This is a genomic window from Enterobacter sp. Sphag1F, assembly GCF_014193275.1.
GTDB classification, from domain to species: domain Bacteria; phylum Pseudomonadota; class Gammaproteobacteria; order Enterobacterales; family Enterobacteriaceae; genus Pantoea; species Pantoea symbiotica.
The window spans coordinates 1,119,100-1,138,866 of record NZ_JACHZD010000001.1; the positions used below are offsets into that span (position 1 = coordinate 1,119,100).

Annotated in this window: 15 protein-coding genes; 4 read left to right on the top strand and 11 right to left on the bottom strand. The window is 55.5% G+C overall.

Going from position 1 to position 19,767, the window contains the following annotated elements; genetic code table 11:
• Positions 1 to 4: 4 nt before the first annotated feature.
• Complete coding sequence (gene suhB, locus FHW71_RS05095; RefSeq protein WP_008108283.1) at positions 5 to 808, top strand: inositol-1-monophosphatase; 804 nt, start codon at positions 5 to 7, stop codon at positions 806 to 808.
• A gap of 36 nt (positions 809 to 844) precedes the next feature.
• Here the strand turns inward: suhB and FHW71_RS05100 are convergent, their stop codons facing one another.
• The 3 genes from FHW71_RS05100 to FHW71_RS05110 all read right to left on the bottom strand — a co-directional run bounded on the left by FHW71_RS05100 (position 845) and on the right by FHW71_RS05110 (position 3,654).
• Positions 845 to 1,858 (bottom strand): MFS transporter, encoded by a 1,014-nt coding sequence (locus FHW71_RS05100; RefSeq protein WP_061717979.1) that lies wholly within the window; start codon positions 1,856 to 1,858, stop codon positions 845 to 847.
• A gap of 195 nt (positions 1,859 to 2,053) precedes the next feature.
• The gene (locus FHW71_RS05105) at positions 2,054 to 3,037 is read right to left on the bottom strand and encodes a nickel/cobalt transporter (protein WP_179449858.1); all 984 of its coding nucleotides are present in this window, start codon (positions 3,035 to 3,037) and stop codon (positions 2,054 to 2,056) included.
• On the bottom strand, positions 3,028 to 3,654 hold the full coding sequence (locus tag FHW71_RS05110; protein WP_061717983.1) for a DUF1007 family protein: 627 nt from the start codon (positions 3,652 to 3,654) through the stop codon (positions 3,028 to 3,030). Before FHW71_RS05110 ends, FHW71_RS05105 begins: the two co-directional genes overlap by 10 nt.
• Positions 3,655 to 3,809: 155 nt before the next feature.
• Between FHW71_RS05110 and csiE the strand changes: the two genes are divergently transcribed.
• Positions 3,810 to 5,078 carry a stationary phase inducible protein CsiE gene (gene csiE, locus FHW71_RS05115; protein ID WP_179449856.1) on the top strand — a complete coding sequence of 423 codons (1,269 nt, stop codon included), beginning with the start codon at positions 3,810 to 3,812 and terminating at the stop codon, positions 5,076 to 5,078.
• On the opposite strand, the gene FHW71_RS05120 is transcribed toward csiE, so the two are convergent.
• Together FHW71_RS05120 and glyA are read right to left on the bottom strand one after the other, a co-directional pair.
• Positions 5,075 to 6,214: a 3-phenylpropionate MFS transporter gene (locus FHW71_RS05120; RefSeq protein WP_061717987.1), complete on the bottom strand. Its 1,140-nt coding sequence runs from the start codon at positions 6,212 to 6,214 to the stop codon at positions 5,075 to 5,077. The two genes, csiE and FHW71_RS05120, sit on opposite strands and share 4 nt — an antisense overlap.
• 129 nt (positions 6,215 to 6,343) lie before the next feature.
• Positions 6,344 to 7,597, bottom strand: a complete 1,254-nt coding sequence (glyA, locus tag FHW71_RS05125; protein ID WP_008101485.1) for a serine hydroxymethyltransferase — start codon at positions 7,595 to 7,597, stop codon at positions 6,344 to 6,346.
• Positions 7,598 to 7,936: 339 nt separating this feature from the next.
• On the opposite strand from glyA, the gene hmpA reads away from it, so the two are divergent.
• Positions 7,937 to 9,121: an NO-inducible flavohemoprotein gene (hmpA, locus tag FHW71_RS05130; protein WP_179449854.1), complete on the top strand. Its 1,185-nt coding sequence runs from the start codon at positions 7,937 to 7,939 to the stop codon at positions 9,119 to 9,121.
• 50 nt (positions 9,122 to 9,171) lie between these two features.
• Here hmpA and glnB read toward each other — a convergent pair whose 3' ends face one another.
• The 5 genes from glnB to purL form a co-directional block, all read right to left on the bottom strand.
• A complete protein-coding gene (gene glnB / locus FHW71_RS05135) occupies positions 9,172 to 9,510 on the bottom strand; it encodes a nitrogen regulatory protein P-II (protein ID WP_007886217.1) in 339 nt (112 codons plus the stop codon).
• Positions 9,511 to 9,585: 75 nt separating this feature from the next.
• Complete coding sequence (gene glrR, locus FHW71_RS05140; RefSeq protein ID WP_008101491.1) at positions 9,586 to 10,917, bottom strand: two-component system response regulator GlrR; 1,332 nt, start codon at positions 10,915 to 10,917, stop codon at positions 9,586 to 9,588.
• Positions 10,918 to 10,919: 2 nt separating this feature from the next.
• Positions 10,920 to 11,591, bottom strand: coding sequence for a two-component system QseEF-associated lipoprotein QseG (qseG, locus tag FHW71_RS05145; protein WP_179449852.1), 672 nt, complete (start codon positions 11,589 to 11,591; stop codon positions 10,920 to 10,922).
• Positions 11,592 to 11,594: 3 nt separating this feature from the next.
• Positions 11,595 to 13,022, bottom strand: a complete 1,428-nt coding sequence (locus FHW71_RS05150; RefSeq protein WP_179449850.1) for a HAMP domain-containing sensor histidine kinase — start codon at positions 13,020 to 13,022, stop codon at positions 11,595 to 11,597.
• A gap of 614 nt (positions 13,023 to 13,636) precedes the next feature.
• Positions 13,637 to 17,527 carry a phosphoribosylformylglycinamidine synthase gene (gene purL / locus FHW71_RS05155; RefSeq protein WP_179449848.1) on the bottom strand — a complete coding sequence of 1,297 codons (3,891 nt, stop codon included), beginning with the start codon at positions 17,525 to 17,527 and terminating at the stop codon, positions 13,637 to 13,639.
• Between the two features lie 270 nt (positions 17,528 to 17,797).
• Here purL and mltF point away from each other — a divergent pair, with 270 nt between their 5' ends.
• Positions 17,798 to 19,255: a membrane-bound lytic murein transglycosylase MltF gene (gene mltF / locus FHW71_RS05160; protein WP_008101499.1), complete on the top strand. Its 1,458-nt coding sequence runs from the start codon at positions 17,798 to 17,800 to the stop codon at positions 19,253 to 19,255.
• Here the strand turns inward: mltF and tadA are convergent.
• Entirely contained in the window at positions 19,252 to 19,746 is a 495-nt protein-coding gene (gene tadA, locus FHW71_RS05165; RefSeq protein WP_008101500.1) for a tRNA adenosine(34) deaminase TadA, read from the bottom strand. The two genes, mltF and tadA, sit on opposite strands and share 4 nt — an antisense overlap.
• Positions 19,747 to 19,767: the final 21 nt, after the last annotated feature.

The following is a 19,767-nucleotide window of genomic DNA, read 5'->3' on the forward strand; positions in this document are numbered from 1 at the left end:
ACCGATGCATCCGATGCTCAACATCGCCGTGCGCGCAGCGCGCAAGGCCGGAAATTTAATTGCCAAGAATTATGAAACCCCGGACGCAGTTGAAGCTAGCCAGAAAGGCAGCAACGACTTCGTTACCAATGTTGACCGTGACGCAGAACGTCTGATTATCGAAGTAATTCGTAAATCGTACCCGAAACACACCATCATCACCGAAGAAAGCGGTGAACTGGCGGGCGAAGATCAGGACATTCAATGGGTAATCGATCCGCTGGATGGCACCACCAACTTCATCAAACGTCTTCCACACTTCTCAGTATCTATCGCTGTGCGCATCAAAGGCCGCACCGAAGTCGCTGTGGTTTACGATCCAATGCGTAACGAACTCTTCACCGCCGTACGCGGTCAGGGCGCACAGCTGAACGGCTATCGCCTGCGCGGCAGCACGGCTCGAGATCTGGATGGCACCATTCTGGCTACCGGCTTCCCGTTCAAGTTGAAACAGCACGCAACGCCATACATCAACATCGTTGGCAAACTGTTCACTCAGTGTGCGGATTTCCGTCGTACCGGTTCAGCGGCGCTGGATCTGGCTTACACCGCTGCGGGTCGCGTTGATGGTTTCTTCGAAATTGGCCTGAAGCCGTGGGATTTTGCCGCGGGCGAACTGCTGGTGCGTGAAGCGGGCGGCCTGGTGACTGACTTTACCGGCAACCACGGTTACGTAATGTCAGGTAACATCGTTGCGGGTAACCCACGCGTAGTGAAAGCGATGCTGGCATCGATGCGTGAAGAATTGAGTGAAGCGCTGAAGCGCTAAGTGAGAAAAGGCGGCTGAATCAGCCGCCTTTTTTATTTACCGACGTTCGTGACTTAATACCTGACGCGGCTGCGTCTTGCGCCCCACGCGTCCCATCAACGCCGCCAGTACCGCTTCAATCACCAGCATAAAGAAGGTGAACCAGCTTGCTTTCGCCGTTGCGGCAGCGGCTTGCTCAGCCACTTCACGCGCTTTCTGCTCTGCCTGCTGTTTCAACTGCTGATATTGCTGTACGGCTTTTTTGTAGCTCTCTTCAGTCTTCGTCACGATCTGCTCAACTTCCTGATCGCTTTTACCGGTACGCGCCTTAATTATATTTTTCAGCGCATCACGATCGGCAGCCTGCAATGTATCTGAATGACGATTCATAACGCCTTTCAACCAATTAGCCAGATCATTGTCAGCATTCTGTGGATTTTGTGCCGTTTGCTCTGCTTGATTTTGCGCGTTATTGGCTTCGTTATTTACATCCTTTTGCAGATTCTCAGGTTGTAATTCTGACTTGCCGGTTTGACGCAGCGTGGTTTGTAATTCATTTTTTAAATCATCTAAATTGATATTACTTTCCTGCAGCTTCTCTTTTGCCATATTGGTGAGTGAAGGCGCCGCAGCGGAAATTCCACTGCCAACCGCATTAACCCCAGCGCCTAAAATATTAAAGGCTCCTCCAATTATTCCAGTGGCTAAGGTAATCGCCAGCCACAGCGTGAGAATGGTGCTGACACCAAACATAAGTAATCCGTGCATCGCCCCTTCGCGCTGCGCCAGGCGCCCCGCAACGTAGCTACCCACGGCCATGGCGATTAACATACTCACGCCAGTCCAGATTAACGCGCCAGTTCCCAGATGCTGCAGTGGGTTTTGTTCCTGCTGCGGATCGATGGTGGTCGCACCAATTGCCGTGCCCAATATACCTAATAAAATATGAATGATTAGCGCAGCGATAACGCCTGCAAATACCGCGCTCCAGGAAATACGCTTCAACGGCAAACCGACATGATTTTCATGAACAGTTTCTACTCCGCCATTATTAATCCGGGTTTCAGGCATCGTTTTTTCCTCGCAAAATATTACGATAAATAATTATTGTTACTGAATGGACCAGAAGCCTGACTGGTAACAATTAGCGTAGTCGGTGAACGCTATTTCCACCAGATTAGTACAGGGATGAGATTTAATTATATGAGGCGGATAACGGTTTAAACGCAGACGATACTATTACCGCTGCGTTTATTATTTTTTAGACTACAAGAAAGGACGAATTCCGCCGCCAATGCCTGGTGAAGCACTTTGCCATAATGCAACGCCCGCAACGATTAACAGCAAGCTACCCAACAAGGCGAGCAGCGGCACCAGCAGCTTAGCAGAAGGATGGCTGCCGCCAGCCTGTCCTAAACGTTGCGCCAGTACACGGGAACGCTGCACTAACAAGCCGAGCGCCGAAACCGTCAACGCCGTGCCCGCCGCCATCGCCACGGCAGAGGCAACGCCCCATGCATAAACGCCGATCACTTTGGCAAACAGCAGCATCATGATGGCACCGGAACAGGGCCGCAGCCCCATGGAAAACACCACCAGCGCCTGAGTTTTAGCGCTAACCGCCTGATCCATCTGTGCGGCGCTGGGCAGATGCGCATGACCGCAGCCGCAGTGTTCATCATGCTGATGTGTGGGACGAATAGCGTGGATCTGCAGCTTTGGCTGAGAACGCAGTTGCTGGCGCAGCGATCGTAGTGCACGCCAACCGACCCAAACACCCAGCGCGACAACGAGCAGATAACTGCCCTTCTCCAGCCAGTAACTGCCGAGATGCATCTGCCGTGACGAGGTTTGCAGCACCACCAGCATCAGCGTCACCAAACCAATCGCCACGCCGCCCTGCAGCAATGCCGCCAATAGCGTCAGTTTCATGCTGGTTTTCAACTTTGCCGGATGGGTGGCGAGGAAGGTGGTGATCACCACCTTGCCGTGTCCCGGACCCAGCGCATGCAACACGCCATACGCAAGGCTGAACAGCATCAAAGTCACGCCCGCTTGCTGCGGCTGTTCAGCGACCTGCTGCAAAAGCTGCGTCATCTCGCGATTCAGAACTTTTTGCCACAGCACGCTTTGCAGCAAAATCTGTGACCAGTGCTGCCACAGCAACACGCCCGCCATCAGCAATAACGCCGCCATCAGCCACAGCGGCCACAAACGACGTGAGCGGGAAGGCAGCGAAATCAATGACATGTCAGCGTCACCGTTTGGGCGAATTGCTGGCCAAGATCCATATCCTCCGGCGGCGCATCGGCTTTATCCAGCGACAGCGCATATTGTTTCAGCGAGTCATCCGGTTTCGGCGTGTGCAGTTCGATTTGGCAGTGCGATTTAACGGTGTCGTCCATGGTTAATGCCTGTGGATTATCGTAATACATATCAACGAAATAGCTGGGATCAAAGGTCTGAATGCGATACTGCTTCGCACTTAATAACTGTGGCTCGCCAAACGGCACGATGAACTCAAGCACCGCTTTGTTGCCGTTACGCGATAAGTTGTACTCTTTCGGCAGATTGAGGAACTTGACCCGATTCTTGTCCTGCCACACTTCAGTGAAATAGTGCTGACCGAGCACGTTGGCCATCACCTGCGCCGCCAGCTTTTTCCATACCACATCGCCAGGTTTGGCCTTACCTGCGTCGTATAGCAGATCGGCAGAAGTAATCTCATCCATGGTCCACACCATTTTCATGCCGCTGAGATGTTGGTTGTCACTGATGAACTCGGTTTTCATGTCAATAAAGCTGTGCGGATGTGACCAGGCTGCGGTGCTGAACAACAGCGTGAACGTAATGAGTGCAATTTTCATGTGTTATAAAGTAACAATTTTAAAGTGAAGTGTAGAGTGGTCCAGAAAAATTGTGACCCGCCCTAAAGCTCTGAACAAAAGTCACGACAAAGTGCAAGGTTACCGCGTGGAGTTAGCTATTCTTAGCTCAAAAGTGACCTGCGGATAAACCATTGATGAGTTCTGCACCTTCCTCTGCACCACTCTTCAGCCGCTCCCAGCGTCGTTGTCATCTGTTACTGCTGCTATTTCTGCCCGCTCCCGCGTTGACGCTTGATAAGCTCTGCCAGTTAAATGGCGTGGCGCCTGTTGTCGCCCGACAGGATATCGCGGATGTGGGAGAGGAGATACAGCGTTACCATCAACTGGAGCTACACCAGATGGTCGATGGCAGCTTCCGCATTCATGGGACGGAACTGGACAGGCGGCTGTGCCTGATCCACTGGCTGCGACGCGCGCTGCGTTTGTCGCAGGATTTTGTCTGCGAGCATTTTGCCCCGGTGCTGCGTCAGCGCCTGAAAGTACTGAAAATCGAGAAAGCGCTGTGGGATGAAACCAACCTGCAGGCGCTGATCCAGCACTGTAGTTTGCGCCTGGCGCGCGACTTCAGCGCGCGCGACCGCCTGTTTCTGCAAATCTTCATGAAATACTCGCTGTGTCAGCGGCAAAACGCCCTGTTCAATGACGGGCAACGTGCATGGCTGGCGGAAAAAGCCGAACGTGCTGCCGCCGACGACGTGATCCATCACTGGCAGAAACGCTGCCATATAGCGCCGGATGTGAGCGAAACCGACTTCTGGACGCTGTTGTTTAGCTTGATTCACGCGCCAACCGCTACGCAGCTGGAGCATCCACAAGCGGTAAAGCTGATGCAGTCAGTGGAAGCGCTGATTACGCGCTTTGAGCAGCTGGCACAAACCACCTTTAAGAATCGATCCGAACTTACTCAGCAACTCTTTACACATCTGGCGCAGGCGCTGGATCGCAGTCATTTCGCCATCGGCATTGATAACAGCGTGGCACTGGATGTCGCACGACTCTACCCGCGCCTGCTGCGCACCACGGAGCGCGCGCTTGAGCATTTCAGCCGTAATTTTGCCACGCGCTTTAGTGCCGAAGAGGTGAGTTTGGTGGCGGTATTATTTGGTGCCTGGCTGATGCAGGAGAGTGCATTGCAGGAAAAGCAGGTGCTGCTGCTGACAGGCGCGGATGCCGCGCTGGAGCAGTTGCTGGAGCAGCAGCTACGTGAAATGACATTGCTACCGATTAACATCAGCTATCAGGACGTCGTGCACTTTCAGCGTGAAGGCGCGCCGCGCGATATCGCGCTGGTGATCACGCCGTACGCCATTTCGTTGCCGTTGTTTTCACCGCCGCTGATCCAGGCTGAGCTGCCGCTGAGTAGCCATCAGCAGCAGCGCATTCGCCAGTTGCTGGAGAGTTAAGCGGCACGCGGACGCAGGAACAACGCCGGCAGCGCCACTAACGCCATCACCCAGAACAGATGTCCTTGCAGATGAGCAAACAGCACACCGCAAATCATGGTCATCACCGCAATACCGCCGCCCATGGCAAGCGCCGAGTAGAGCGATTGCAGACGAATCACTTCCGCACCTTTGCGCGCGGCAATAAATCGCATCGCCGCTAAATGGCAGACGGTAAAGCTGCCGCAGTGCAGAATCTGCGCCACGATCAGCAACGGCAAGGCGGTGCTGGAGCCGAGCATCGTCCAGCGGATAATGGCGCACACACCCGATAACAGCAGCAGATCGCGTGCGCTCCAGCGGCGGAACAGTCGGCTGCTAAGGGCAAAAATGATGATTTCAGCCACGACGCCCAGCGACCACAAATAGCCGATAATCGACGCGGAATAACCGCTCTCCTGCCACCAAATCGCGCTGAAGCTGTAGTAAGCCGCATGTGCGCCCTGCAACAATGTCACGCATAACATAAAGCGCCAAACCGCATTTTCACGCAGCAAATCACGCCATGCCTGCCAGCCACCGTCGGTGGATGTCTGACGTTCACTGCCCTGCGGCTTAGTCGCAGGCGTTAACATCATCCCACCCAACATGCTGATCGCGCCCAGTGACAGCAGCACCAGAATCGCCTGCGACGAGAACGCAGTAACTAGCATGCCGGTTAAGGCAGAACTGATGACAAACGCCAGCGACCCCCACAAACGAACCGGACCATAAGTCAGACCGATTTGCTGCGTCCAGGTGGCGGCCAGCGCATCGCTTAACGGCACCAGCGGGGAGAAAAACAGGTTGAAGCCGATCATCACGAACAGCAGCCACATCCACTGTTGCCCCAGCCAATAACCGATGGCGAACAGGCAAGTCATCAGCGCCAGCAGGCGCAGCGCGGTGATCAGCTGGGAGGGATTTTTTACCTGCGAAGCAATCAGCAAGCTGCCGACAAAACGCGCCACCATGCCACAACCCAGCAGCAGGCCGATTTTTTCCGCATCGAGTCCGGTGCCTTTTAGCCAGACGCTCCAGAAAGGTAGGTAAATGCCGTAACAGAAGAAGTAAGTGAAGTAGCCCAAACCGAGCCATTTGGCGGAGCCGATTGCCATATTCCCTCCAGCAAAAATGCTGCTGAGCAGCACGAGTGGCCGCTACTTTGTCAGAGCGCTGCCGCGACGGCAATAAAAAAAGGATGGCTTGCGCCATCCTTTTTTGAACTGCATCGGTCAGCGTAAAACTTACGCGTACACCGGCAGACGGCTGCAGATTTCCAGCACTTTCTGTTTAGTACGTTCGATGGTCGCTTCGTCGTTGATGTTGTCCAGCACGTCAGCGATCCAGCCAGCCAGCTCGCGAACGTCAGCTTCCTGGAAACCACGACGCGTCACCGCTGGGGTACCAATACGCACGCCTGAAGTCACGAACGGGCTCTTCGGATCGTTTGGTACGCTGTTTTTGTTCACGGTAATGTTAGCGCGGCCCAGAGCGGCATCGGCTTCTTTACCGGTCAGGTTTTTGCTGACCAGATCGATCAGGAAAAGGTGGTTGTAAGTGCCACCGGAAACGATGTTGTAACCGCGCTCCAGCAGAACTTCCACCATTGCTTTCGCGTTCTTAGCAACCTGCTGCTGATAAGTTTTGAACTCTGGCTCCATCGCTTCTTTGAACGCCACCGCTTTACCAGCGATCACGTGCATCAGAGGACCGCCCTGACCACCCGGGAACACCGCGGAGTTCAGTTTTTTATACAGATCTTCGTCACCGTTTTTCGCCAGGATCAGGCCGCCACGCGGACCTGCCAGGGTTTTATGGGTGGTTGAGGTCACGATATGTGCATGAGGAACCGGATTCGGGTAAACGTCTGCGGCGATCAGGCCCGCAACGTGCGCCATATCAACGAACAGGTACGCGCCAACGCTGTCTGCGATTTCACGCATTTTGGCCCAGTCGCACACGCCAGAGTAAGCAGAGAAGCCGCCGACGATCATTTTTGGCTTGTGGGTTTGCGCCAGTTCAGCCAGCTCTTCGTAGTTGATTTTGCCGGTTTCATCGATGCCGTAAGGGATAACGTTGTACAACTTACCAGACAGGTTCACCGGAGAACCGTGCGTCAGGTGACCACCGTGCGCCAGGTTCATACCCAGAATGGTGTCGCCCGGCTGCAGCAGCGCGGTGTAAACCGCGAAGTTGGCCTGAGAACCAGAGTGCGGCTGCACGTTAGCGAAATCTGCGCCGAACAGCTCTTTAGCGCGATCGATTGCCAGCTGCTCAACGATATCGACGTATTCACATCCGCCGTAATAACGTTTGCCCGGATAGCCTTCGGCATATTTGTTGGTGAGCTGTGAACCTTGGGCCTGCATTACGCGTGGGCTGGTGTAGTTTTCAGAAGCAATCAGTTCAATGTGCTCTTCCTGACGCACTTTCTCTTGCTCCATAGCCTGCCACAACGCGGCATCATAATCGGCAATGTTCATATCACGCTTTAACATCCGGACTCTCCTGACTCAGCTAACTTTTTAACGGCAGTTTAGGCCCCGGCTAGGGGGCGAAGGCGAACAGTGTAAACGGTTTTGACAGGTGACGGTAGCGTCAATCCCCTCTTTTTGCGCAAACGATTGGCATGGCGCTGGAACGGGTTTTTTACGCTTTTTTGCAAGCCGGAAAATCACGAAATTTGCTCACTTTCATCGCGAAAGAATTTCAGCTTTGCGGGCCAGCCCGCACCTTTTTTGCTTAATCCTTAATCAAAAAGAGGGATTTACAGGCGCTTCGATTACTCATAAGATGCATTTTAAATACATGTTTAAATTCACCCTAAGGATTTCACCATGCTCGACGCGCAAACCATCGCTACCATCAAATCTACCTTGCCCGCCATTGCCCAGATCGGTCCGCAACTTACAGGCCATTTCTACCAGCGTTTACTGACGCAACATCCTGAACTGAAAAATGTGTTCAACATGAACAATCAGCGCAGCGGCAATCAGCGGGAAGCGTTGTTCAACGCCATTGTGGCGTATGGCAGCAACCTGGAGAATTTGGCCGTGCTGTTGCCGGCGGTGGAGAAAATTGCGCAGAAGCATGCCAGCCTGAACATTCAGCCTGAGCAGTACGCCATTGTCGGTGAAAATCTGCTGGCGACGATTGATGAGCTGCTACATCCGGGTGAAGAAGTGCTGACCGCGTGGGGCAAAGCATATGGTGTGCTGGCCGATGTGTTTATCCAGCGTGAAGAAGCCATCTATTCGGCCTCCGAAGATAAAACCGGCGGCTGGCGCGGTGCGCGTGATTTCCGTATTCGCGCCATCAATCAGGAAAGTTCGGTGATCAAGAGTTTTGAACTGGTGCCAAACGACGGTCAGCCGGTGGCAACCTTCCTGCCCGGTCAGTATCTGGCGATCAGCTTACAACCGGCAGGTTTTGAAAATATCCAGCATCGCCAGTATTCGCTGACGCACCAACCAAATGGGCAGTTTTATCGCATCGCAGTTAAACGCGAAGCGCTGGGCAGCGTGTCGGGCTGGCTGCACGATAACGCGCAGGTGGGTGATATCGTGCAGTGCGCGGCACCAGCCGGTGATTTCTTCCTGCAGGCTGAAGCAGTTACGCCGATTACGCTGATCTCGGCTGGCGTCGGCCAAACCCCCATGCTGGCGATGCTGGCTAACCTGGCGCAGCAGCAACATGCGGCGGCGGTTAACTGGCTGCACGCCGCAGAAGCCGGTTCGCAGCATGCATTTGCCGAAGAGGTGAAATCCCTTGGCGCACGCCTGCCAAACTTCACCAGCCACGTTTGGTATCGTCAGCCAGAAAGTGCAGATGCCGGACGCTACGACGCGCAAGGCTTGATGGATTTAGCGAGCGTATCCGCCGCGCTTAACCAGGCCGAGCGTCAGTTCTGGATCTGTGGTCCGCTGCCATTTATGCAGTTTGTCGCGCGTCAATTGGTTGATGCCGGCATCAATGCCGATCGCATCCACTACGAAGTGTTTGGTCCGCACAAGGTGCTGTAAAACAAAAAAGCCTGCACAAGGCAGGCTTTTCAGGCAATGCGCGAAGGGGCTTAAATCGCCTCTTCGTCCTCTTCACCGGTACGGATACGCACAACGCGCGCCACGTCAAAAACAAAGATTTTGCCGTCGCCGATTTTGCCGGTCTGCGCGGTTTTCATAATGGTTTCTACGCAGGTATCGACGATATCGTCACCTACCACCATTTCGATTTTCACTTTTGGCAGAAAATCGACCATGTACTCAGCGCCACGATACAGCTCAGTGTGACCTTTCTGACGTCCAAAGCCTTTCACTTCACTGACCGTCATCCCGGTGATGCCCACTTCAGCTAACGCTTCACGTACATCATCGAGTTTGAATGGTTTGATAATTGCATCGATCTTTTTCATGACAGATCCTTTTTAACTCCCTCCATGATGGACGGATAAATATAGTATACGTGTTCCTGCCGCCGCCGCAGCAAGCTACTCTTTAAATTCGCTGGCGTCCAATTCATGGCGCGACAGCAGCTTATAGAATTCAGTGCGGTTACGTCCAGCCAGACGCGCAGCGTTGGTGACATTTCCTTTGGTCATCTGCAGCAATTTACGCAGATAGTTGAGTTCAAACTGATTACGCGCTTCGACGAAAGTGGGCAGCGCGGTATTTTCGCCCGCCAGCGCCTGTTCAACTAAAGCATCACTGATGACCGGCGCGGTACTTAAGGCGACGCACTGCTCAATCACGTTGACCAGTTGGCGCACATTGCCCGGCCATGCGGCGCTGACCAACCGCTTCATTGCATCCACCGAGAAGCTACGCACAAAAGGTTTATGGCGATCGGCCGATTGGCGCAGCAGATGATTTGCCAGCAGCGGGATATCTTCAGCACGCTCGTGCAGCGCGGGAATTTTCAGGTTCACCACGTTAAGACGATAGTAGAGATCTTCGCGGAAACTCTTCTTCTCCATTGCTTTGGGCAAATCGCGGTGCGTCGCGGAAATAATCCGCACGTTGATATCCAGATCGCGGTTGCTGCCTAACGGACGCACTTTGCGCTCCTGCAGCACACGCAGCAGTTTCACCTGCAGCGCCTGCGGCATGTCGCCAATCTCATCGAGAAACAGCGTGCCGCCTTCGGCCGCCTGAAACAAACCTTCACGTGCGCTGACCGCGCCGGTAAAAGCGCCTTTAGCGTGGCCAAACAGTTCGGACTCTAAAAGTTGTTCCGGCAGCGCACCGCAGTTGATGGCGATGAACGGCTTAGTGGCGCGCGGGCTGGCGGCGTGAATTGCCTGCGCCAGCACCTCTTTACCGGTGCCGCTTTGACCATTGATCAACACGCTGACGTCAGATTGCGCCACCATGTGCGACTGCTCCAGCAAACGCAGCATCTGCGGATTGCGGGTCACAATCGCTTCTCGCCAGCCGTCATCGCTGATCGGCGCGCGTTGGGCCAATGCTTCATCTATAGCTTTGTACAAGGCGTCACGATCAACCGGTTTGGTCAGAAAGCTGAACACGCCTTGTTGCGTGGCGGACACGGCTTCGGGGATCGATCCGTGCGCGGTGAGGATAATCACCGGCAAGCCCGCATGACGTTTCTGCACTTCACCGAACAGCGCCAGACCATCCATTTCATCCATGCGCAGGTCGCTAATCACCAGATCGACCTTCTCTTTCTGCAGATGGCGCAGCGCTTCTGGCCCACTGGCGGCCGTCGCAACCTGATAGCCTTCACTGCTCAGGCGCATGCCGAGCAGTTTCAATAAGCCCGGATCGTCATCCACCAGCAATAAACGTGCGGCTTGTTTCATGGTTACTGATCCTCACTTTGCACATCGCTGCCGCCGTGCGATGTGTCGCTGCTGTCGGGCGCTTTGCGCGACGACAGCTGGCGTTCAATATCGGTTAAACGCTCTAACTTGCGTTGGGTATCGGCCAGCGACTGACGCATTTTGGTTTGCTGCTGGCGCAGGTTATCCATCTCGGCGTCATTACTCTGCTGCAAAGCGGCGTAACGTCCACGCGCTTCACTCAGCTCCAGTTGTGCCGCCTGATTGCTACGCCACAGCTGCAACAACGGACGCACCGCCGCCGGATAAGCGGCGCTGTAACCGTCTAAGGTGGTGACAAAATCACGGCGCTCAACCGGCGTGACGTTACCGTTAGCGAGCAAGATGCCCTGCTTGAAGGCGCGCGCCCAGCCTTGCACCGGCCAACGACGTGCTTCTGCCCGCGCTTCGGCTGGCGATAAGCGCTCAGCGCAATCAATGGCGCGCTGCCAATAGAGCGGATTGCCGGAGGCGGCTGGCGTTTCGATTTGCCACACGTTTTGGCAATCGGTCGCCAGATAATCCGGCAGGCGCACGTCCGGTTCAGGCACGCTGACGCCATTATGCTGCGTACGATCTTGTGACGGTGCCTGGCAGGCGCTGAGGCCCAAAACCAGCACTGCACTGGCCACAAGTTTGAATAGGGTTAATTTCATTAATCAGGCATTCCCGGCGCTGGTCGTCAGAATGATACGAAAACAGACATCCGCATCCTTGCGCGTTACCAACTGCAGATCGCCGTGCATCCTGCGCAGACAATCTTTGGCGATGCTTAAGCCCAGCCCGCTGCCTTTGACCGGCCCTTTGCGCTGTTGGCTGCCCTGATAAAAGGGCTCAAAAATCATCGCCTGCTCTTCAGCCGGAATCGGTGTGCCGGTGTTTGCCACCTCAATCCACACCTGGTTGCCCTTCTGCTGGCTCTGCAGCCAGATGTTACCGGATTCGCTGCCGTAGTTCACGGCGTTCGAATAGAGGTTATCAATCACCCGCTGCAGCAGCGTCGCTTCCGCCAGACAGTGATGCACTTGCAGATCAACATGAGTGGTCATTTCACGCGCATTGGCGGGCAACGAGTGCACTTTTACCACTGAATCAATGATTTCATTTAGCGCCACGGGCTTAAGCGCCATCGGCCCATCGGCCAGTTTGCGGTTGTAATCGAGTAACTGCTCGATCAGCCGCTGTAAATGGCGGCTGCTGGTATCGAGGATTGCCACCACTTCCTGCTGTTCGGTATTCAATGGACCGGCGACCTGATCGGCCAGCAGTTCAGTGCCTTCACGCAGGCTGGCGAGCGGCGTTTTTAGCTCGTGCGACAGGTGACGCAAAAATTCGTGGCGCTGCTCTTCCAGCCAGCTTAAGCGCTCACTCAGCCAGACGATGCGCTGCCCCAGCGACCGGATCTCACGCGGGCCACGGAAGCTGCCGCTATCACCCAGCGCTTTACCTTCGCCCAATCGATTGATCATGCGTTCGACCCGTTTCACCGGACCGATGATCATCCCGGTAAACAGCAAGACCAACACCAGGCTTATCAGGAACAAAATCAGCGCCTGCCAGCCAAAAAACTGACCGCGATCGGCGATTTCACGCTGCAGCTGTAATCCACGCGAAAACACCACTTCGCGCGTTGCCTGCACCATTTGCGTGTTGGTATCGGAAAAGCGCTCCAGCGCGCTGGCGGCTTGCGCCTCGGGGTTGCCGTTGTCGCACTGCAACTGCTGCAGCTGCGGCAAGGTGGTTTGCAGCACTTTGAAGGAGGGCAGATCGGGCAAACTGGCGGCGTGGCTGCTGAGCATTTGGCCGTAGCGCGTCCACTGCGTTTGATACAGCTTCGCCAGCGACGCATCACCGAGCACGCAATATTGGCGGTAGCTGCGCTCCAGCTCCAGCGCGGTTCGCGCCATCGCTTCGCTGCGACGCACATCGGTAAAGGTGTTGCGGTTGGTATCCGCTGCCTGGTTGCTTAACGCCGAAAGACTTTCCCACGCTTGCCACGCCAGCACCAGCAACGGCAGCAGTACCAGCAGGAAAGCCATTAACACTAACTGCCGCAGGGATCGGGGAAACAGACGCCATTTCATCACAACCGCGCTTCCTTAAATGTGAGCTGCAGGCATGCTAGCGAAGTATCAAAACGGAAGAAAGGCCAGATATGAAAACGGCAGGCCTTTTGGCCTGCCGTGAGAGCGACGCCGCAGCATCGCTTGCAAATTAGGTGGAGCCTAACTCAACGTTGCGTCCGATGTTTGATAACGTTGCAAAGCAAACGATTATCGGTGAGGTGGACGACAGGCTCCGTTTGGTGCGTCATTCGGTTTTTATGAGCTCAGCCGCTAAAGCGGGGCAATCATAAACAGGTGAATGAGCCACGCAAGGAGTATAGCAAGTATCGTGCCAATAAATAAATAGCGTTTATTATCAGAGGAATGCCAGACAGGAAGCGGGATCCTTGAGAAAAGCGGACCGGACGGTCAGTGAAAAGTGTCGCTAATTAGCAACGAGTTTGGCGTGTTAATTTCCCATTCATATAAATCAATGAGTTAAATGTCACCTTTTGGCGACAGTGTAATGGCGGGATTGTCGTTGTTTTCCGACAGTTTGAAACTTATGCGGATTTTAGCAAGGTCGCCATGAATGGCGACCTTACAAAACACGCAGAAGAATAAAAAAGGCCGCTATTTAGCGGCCTTTGTTTTGCTTATCCCAACTGCTTGCGCGCGTTGCGGAAGATACGCATCCACGGGCTGTCCTCGCCCCACTCTGCCGGATGCCATGAGTTGCTCACGGTACGGAACACACGCTCTGGGTGCGGCATCATAATGGTGACGCGACCGCTTTCGTTGGTCACCGCAGTGATGCCGTTTGGCGAGCCATTCGGGTTGGCCGGATAGCTTTCTGTCACTTTGCCGAAGTTATCGACGAAGCGCAGCGCCACTAAACCTTTGCTCTCCAGCTGTGCCAGATGCGCGCCGTCACGCACTTCGACAAAACCTTCACCGTGCGATACCGCGATTGGCATATGCGATCCGACCATGCCATCCAGCAGCAGCGATGGACTCGCCGCCACTTCAACCAGACTGAAACGCGCTTCGAAACGCTCGGACTGGTTGCGCACAAAGCGTGGCCACAGCTCGCTGCCTGGAATCAGTTCACGCAGGTTCGACATCATCTGGCAACCGTTACACACGCCAAGTGCCAGCGTTTGTGGGCGATGGAAGAAGTTCTCGAACTCATCACGCACGCGGCCATTGAACAGGATGGATTTCGCCCAGCCTTCGCCCGCGCCCAGCACGTCACCGTACGAGAAGCCGCCGCAGGCGACCAGCGCCTGGAACTCTTCCAGACCGCGACGGCCAGCCAGCAGATCGCTCATGTGCACGTCAACCGCAGTAAAGCCCGCACGATGGAAGGCGGCAGCCATTTCCACGTGTGAGTTGACGCCCTGCTCACGCAGCACTGCCACACGCGGACGCGCGCCCGTTGCGATCATCGGTGCCGCAACATCTTCTTCTGGCTTGAAGGTCAGATGGACGTTCAGACCTGGATCGTTATCGTCTTTCTTCGCTTCATGCTCCTGATCGGCGCAGGCTGGGTTATCACGCAGACGCTGCATCTGCCAGGTGGTTTCTGCCCACCATGTACGCAACGTGGTACGGCTTTCGCTGTACACCGCGCTGTCGCCAGAACGGATCACGAAGCGATCGCCCGGCAGTGCTTTACCAATCACATGCAGGTTAGCGCTCAGGCCGTGGTCAGCAAACACCTTCTCGACTGCTGCACGATCCGCTGCGTTGATCTGCAGCACCGCGCCCAGCTCTTCGGTGAACAATGCGGCTAACGCATCGCTGCCCAGCGCGGCGATATCCGCTTCGATGCCGCAGTGACCGGTGAAGGCCATCTCCGCCAGCGTGACCAGCAGGCCGCCGTCAGAACGGTCGTGGTAAGCCAGCAGTTTCTGCTCGGCCACCAGCGCCTGAATGGCGTTGAAGAAGCCCGCCAGCTGCGTGGCGTCACGCACGTCGGCAGGCTTGTCGCCCAGCTGACGATAAACCTGCGACAGCGCAGTCGCGCCAAGCGTGTTCGCGCCGTTGCCGAGATCCACCAGCAACAGCAGGTTGTCTTGATCCGCTTGCAGCTGTGGCGTCACGGTGCGACGCACATCTTCAACGCGGGCAAAAGCGGTGATCACCAGCGACAGCGGCGAGGTCATTTCGCGCTGCTCGGTGCCATTCTGCCAGCGGGTTTTCATCGACATCGAGTCTTTGCCCACCGGAATGGTGATGCCCAGCGCCGGACACAGCTCTTCGCCGACCGCTTTCACCGCAGCGTACAAGCCGGCGTCTTCGCCCGGGTGACCAGCAGCGGCCATCCAGTTCGCAGACAGCTTAACGCGTTGCAGCGAACCAATTGAGGTTGCTGCGATGTTGGTCAGCGCTTCACCGACGGCCAGACGACCTGAGGCGGCGAAGTCGAGCAACGCCACTGGCGCGCGCTCGCCGAGGGAGAATGCTTCACCGTGATAGCTATCGAGGCTGGCGGTGGTGACAGCGCAGTTCGCAACCGGAATCTGCCACGGACCTACCATCTGATCGCGCGCGACCATGCCGGTTACGCTGCGGTCACCAATGGTGATCAGGAAGGTTTTTTCTGCCACGGTCGGCAAGTGCAGCACGCGATTTACCGCATCCGCCACGCTAATGCCGTCACGCTGCAGCGCATCACCTTTAGCCTGCTGGCTGGCAACATCACGCGTCATCTTCGGCGTTTTGCCCAGCAGCACGTCGAGCGGCATGTCGATTGGCTTGTTGTCGAAATGGCTGTCGGCAAGGTTCAGATGTAGCTCTTCGGTGGCTTCACCGATGACGGCATAAGGTGCGCGTTCACGCTTACACAGCTCGTCAAACAGCGCCAGTTGTGCAGGGGCAACCGCCAGCACATAACGTTCCTGCGACTCGTTACACCACACTTCCAGCGGGCTCATGCCTGGCTCATCGCTGAGGATGTCGCGCAGGTTGAAGTTACCGCCACGATTACCGTCGCTCACCAGTTCTGGCATGGCGTTCGACAAACCGCCCGCGCCGACGTCGTGGATAAACAGAATCGGGTTGGCTTCCCCCAGCTGCCAGCAGCGGTCGATCACTTCCTGGCAACGACGTTCCATTTCTGGGTTGTCGCGCTGTACTGACGCAAAGTCGAGATCGGCATCCGATTGGCCAGACGCCATCGAAGATGCCGCGCCGCCGCCTAAACCGATGTTCATCGCCGGTCCACCCAGCACGATCAGTTTGGCGCCCACCACGATTTCGCCTTTCTGCACGTGATCGGCACGGATGTTACCGATGCCGCCCGCCAGCATGATTGGCTTGTGATAGCCGCGCAGCTCAACGCCATTGTGGCTGTTTACGCGCTCTTCGTAGGTACGGAAGTAGCCGTTCAGGGCTGGACGACCAAATTCGTTGTTGAACGCCGCGCCGCCCAGTGGGCCTTCAGTCATGATATCCAGCGCGGTGACAATGCGATCCGGCTTACCGAAATCCTCTTCCCACGGCTGTTCAAAACCAGGAATACGCAGGTTCGATACCGAGAAACCGACCAGACCGGCTTTTGGCTTCGCGCCACGTCCGGTTGCGCCTTCATCACGGATTTCGCCACCGGAACCGGTCGCGGCACCCGGCCACGGTGAAATGGCGGTTGGGTGGTTATGGGTTTCGACCTTCATCAGGATATGCGCTTCTTCCTGATGGAATTCATATTCGCCCTTCTGCGCATCGGCGTAGAAGCGGCCAACCTCAGAACCTTCCATTACCGCTGCGTTGTCTTTATAAGCAGACAGCACATGCTCAGGATTATGTTCAAAGGTGTTTTTGATCATTTTAAACAGCGACTTCGGCTGCTTTTCGCCGTCGATAATCCAGTCGGCGTTGAAGATCTTGTGACGACAGTGCTCAGAGTTTGCCTGCGCAAACATGTAGAGCTCAATGTCGTTTGGATTGCGGCCCAGCTTAGTAAAGGCATCAAGCAGGTAATCGATCTCATCATCGGCCAGCGCCAGGCCCAGCGTGGTGTTGGCCTGCTCCAGCGCACTGCGACCGGCGCCCAGCACGTCAACGCTTTTCAGCGGTTGCGGCTGATGGTGAGCAAATAGCTGCTGCGCATCGTTGAGGTCAGCGAACACCGTTTCCATCATGCGGTCATGCAGCAGGCTAGCCAGCTGCTGCCACTGTGCTTCCGTCAGCTCAGGTGCCTGCACATAGAAGGCCATGCCGCGCTCAAGACGCAATACCTGTGGCAGATCGCAGTTGTGGGCGATGTCGGTGGCTTTCGATGACCACGGAGAGATGGTGCCGGGACGCGGCGTTACCAGCAACAGACGCCCTTGTGGCGCGTGTTCGGCGAGAGAAGGACCGTATTTCAGCAGGCGTTGCAGGCGGGCTTGCTCATCCGCGCTGAGCGGTGCACTAACATCGGCAAAATGGACGTACTCGGCGTAAATATCACTCACCGCAAGGTGAGCGTCCTGAAAGCGGGTCAGCAGTTTGTTTACACGAAATGCCGACAGAGCGGGCGAACCACGCAGAATTTCCATCATTAAAGATCTCTCGTCTTTGAAGTGCCGGGCGACGCTTCATTGGGCGCAACAGGGGAAAACGGGCGGTATTATAGAGAAACAGCACGGGTTACGAAACCGTTTGCGCATAAATTCTGGCACCTGGCGCTTGGCTGAATTTTGCACAATTCTTGCTATAAAAGTTGCCCTGCCCCTTTTTGTTGCGCAAAATGCCCCTCGCTCTGGGAGTTAAAACAACATAAATACTGCCTTTAAAAGACAGAGGCCTGTGAGCCATTACGAGACAACTATTTGAAACGCCTAAAAATAAACTATCTGTTTATCGGTCTGATCACCGTGCTACTTGCGCTAGCATTGTGGCCTTCCATCCCGTGGTACGGGGGCGGAACAGACGCGCTATCACAGATCAAATCACGCGGAGTGCTGCGCATCAGTACCGTTAACTCTCCGCTGACTTACTACACCATTAACAATGCACCAGCCGGTATGGATTACGAGCTGGCGAAGCGCTTCGCCGATTACCTGGGCGTGAAACTGGAAGTTGAGGTGCGTCCTAACCTTGGCGACCTGTTTGACGACCTCGATGACGGTAAAGCGGATTTGCTGGCTGCCGGCTTGATCTACAACAGCGAGCGCCTCGCGCACTACCAAAGTGGCCCGAGCTACTATTCGGTGTCGCAGCAGCTGGTGTACCGCATTGATAAGCCCCGGCCGAAAAATCTCGGCGATCTCAAAGGCCGCCTGATTGTGCAGTCCGGTTCGGCATATCTGTCAACTTTACGTTCCGCCAAAGCTGACAGCTATCCCGATCTCGACTGGGCGATCTCCACCGATCAGGGCCAGAAAGCGCTGCTTGAAGCGGTTGCAGACGGCAAACTCGATTACACGGTGGGCGATTCGGTCACCATCGGCCTGTTGCAGCGCATTCATCCGCAGCTGGCGGTGGCGTTTGATGTGACCGATGAAGAGCCGGTAACCTGGTATTTGCCGCGTAACGATGACGACAGCCTGAGCGCGGCGATGCTCGACTTCTACAGCCAGATGGGCGAGGAAGGCACCATGGCGCGACTGGAAGAGAAGTATCTCGGCCACGTTGGCACCTTCGATTACGTTGATACCCGCACCTTCCTGCGCGCTATTGATAACACGCTGCCGGATATCAAACCGCTGTTTGAGAAATATTCTGCCAGCATGGATTGGCGTTTACTGGCGGCAATCTCTTATCAGGAATCGCACTGGAATCCGCAGGCTACGTCGCCAACCGGCGTGCGTGGCATGATGATGCTGACGCGCAATACCGCCGATAGCCTTGACGTTGACGATCGCCTCGATCCCGAACAGAGCATTCGCGGCGGCAGCGAATATCTCAAGCGCATGATGGAGAAAGTGCCGGAGACCATTCCGGAGGATGAACGCATCTGGTTCGCGCTGGCGGCATATAACATGGGCTACGCGCACATGCTGGATGTACGCAAGCTAACGGCGAAACAGGGCGGCAATCCGGACAGCTGGGCCGACGTGAAGCTGCGTTTGCCGATGCTGAGCCAGAAGCGCTACTACACGCAAACCACCTACGGCTACGCGCGCGGCCACGAAGCCTATAACTACGTTGAGAACATCCGTAAGTATCAGATCAGTTTGGTAGGATATTTGCAGGAGCAGGAGAAGCGTTTAGCGCAGCAGTCGGCGTTGGAAGCGGAGTTAGGCGCCGGTTACCCGGCGGTCGAACCGAAAATTGCGATGAATTAACCGGTGCGCTGCGCCTGACGCAGCGCCTTCTTCTGCTCGCGACGCATGCGGAAGAAGTCACTCAGCATCCCGGCACACTCTTCCGCCAGCACGCCGCAATCAATCTGAATTTGATGATTCATGCCAGGATGACCAATCACATCCAGCAGTGAACCGGCCGCGCCGGTTTTCTCATCTTTAGCGCCATACACCAGTCGCGTGATGCGGCTATGCACCATCGCACCGGCGCACATCACACAGGGTTCCAGCGTGACGTACAGCGTGGTATCCAGCAGACGATAGTTTTCCAGTACTTTGCCGCCCTGGCGCAGCGCCATGATCTCGGCATGTGCGGTAGGATCGTGCTGACCAATCGGCCGATTCCAGCCTTCGCCAATCACCTTGTCGCCCTGCACCAGCACCGCACCGACCGGCACTTCGCCCTGCTCCCACGCGCGCTTCGCCAGTTCCAGCGCATAACGCATCCAATATTCATCAGTTTGTGGGTTCACCGGGCAACTCCTGCGGACATT

What these genes read in the sequence shown, in the direction of transcription:
- suhB (WP_008108283.1), top strand. Translation starts at nt 5, where the DNA reads ATGCATCCGATGCTCAACATCGCCGTGCGCGCAGCGCGCAAGGCCGGA.
- FHW71_RS05100 (WP_061717979.1), bottom strand. Translation starts at nt 1,858, where the DNA reads ATGCCTGAAACCCGGATTAATAATGGCGGAGTAGAAACTGTTCATGAA.
- FHW71_RS05105 (WP_179449858.1), bottom strand. Translation starts at nt 3,037, where the DNA reads ATGTCATTGATTTCGCTGCCTTCCCGCTCACGTCGTTTGTGGCCGCTG.
- FHW71_RS05110 (WP_061717983.1), bottom strand. Translation starts at nt 3,654, where the DNA reads ATGAAAATTGCACTCATTACGTTCACGCTGTTGTTCAGCACCGCAGCC.
- csiE (WP_179449856.1), top strand. Translation starts at nt 3,810, where the DNA reads ATGAGTTCTGCACCTTCCTCTGCACCACTCTTCAGCCGCTCCCAGCGT.
- FHW71_RS05120 (WP_061717987.1), bottom strand. Translation starts at nt 6,214, where the DNA reads ATGGCAATCGGCTCCGCCAAATGGCTCGGTTTGGGCTACTTCACTTAC.
- glyA (WP_008101485.1), bottom strand. Translation starts at nt 7,597, where the DNA reads ATGTTAAAGCGTGATATGAACATTGCCGATTATGATGCCGCGTTGTGG.
- hmpA (WP_179449854.1), top strand. Translation starts at nt 7,937, where the DNA reads ATGCTCGACGCGCAAACCATCGCTACCATCAAATCTACCTTGCCCGCC.
- glnB (WP_007886217.1), bottom strand. Translation starts at nt 9,510, where the DNA reads ATGAAAAAGATCGATGCAATTATCAAACCATTCAAACTCGATGATGTA.
- glrR (WP_008101491.1), bottom strand. Translation starts at nt 10,917, where the DNA reads ATGAAACAAGCCGCACGTTTATTGCTGGTGGATGACGATCCGGGCTTA.
- qseG (WP_179449852.1), bottom strand. Translation starts at nt 11,591, where the DNA reads ATGAAATTAACCCTATTCAAACTTGTGGCCAGTGCAGTGCTGGTTTTG.
- purL (WP_179449848.1), bottom strand. Translation starts at nt 17,527, where the DNA reads ATGATGGAAATTCTGCGTGGTTCGCCCGCTCTGTCGGCATTTCGTGTA.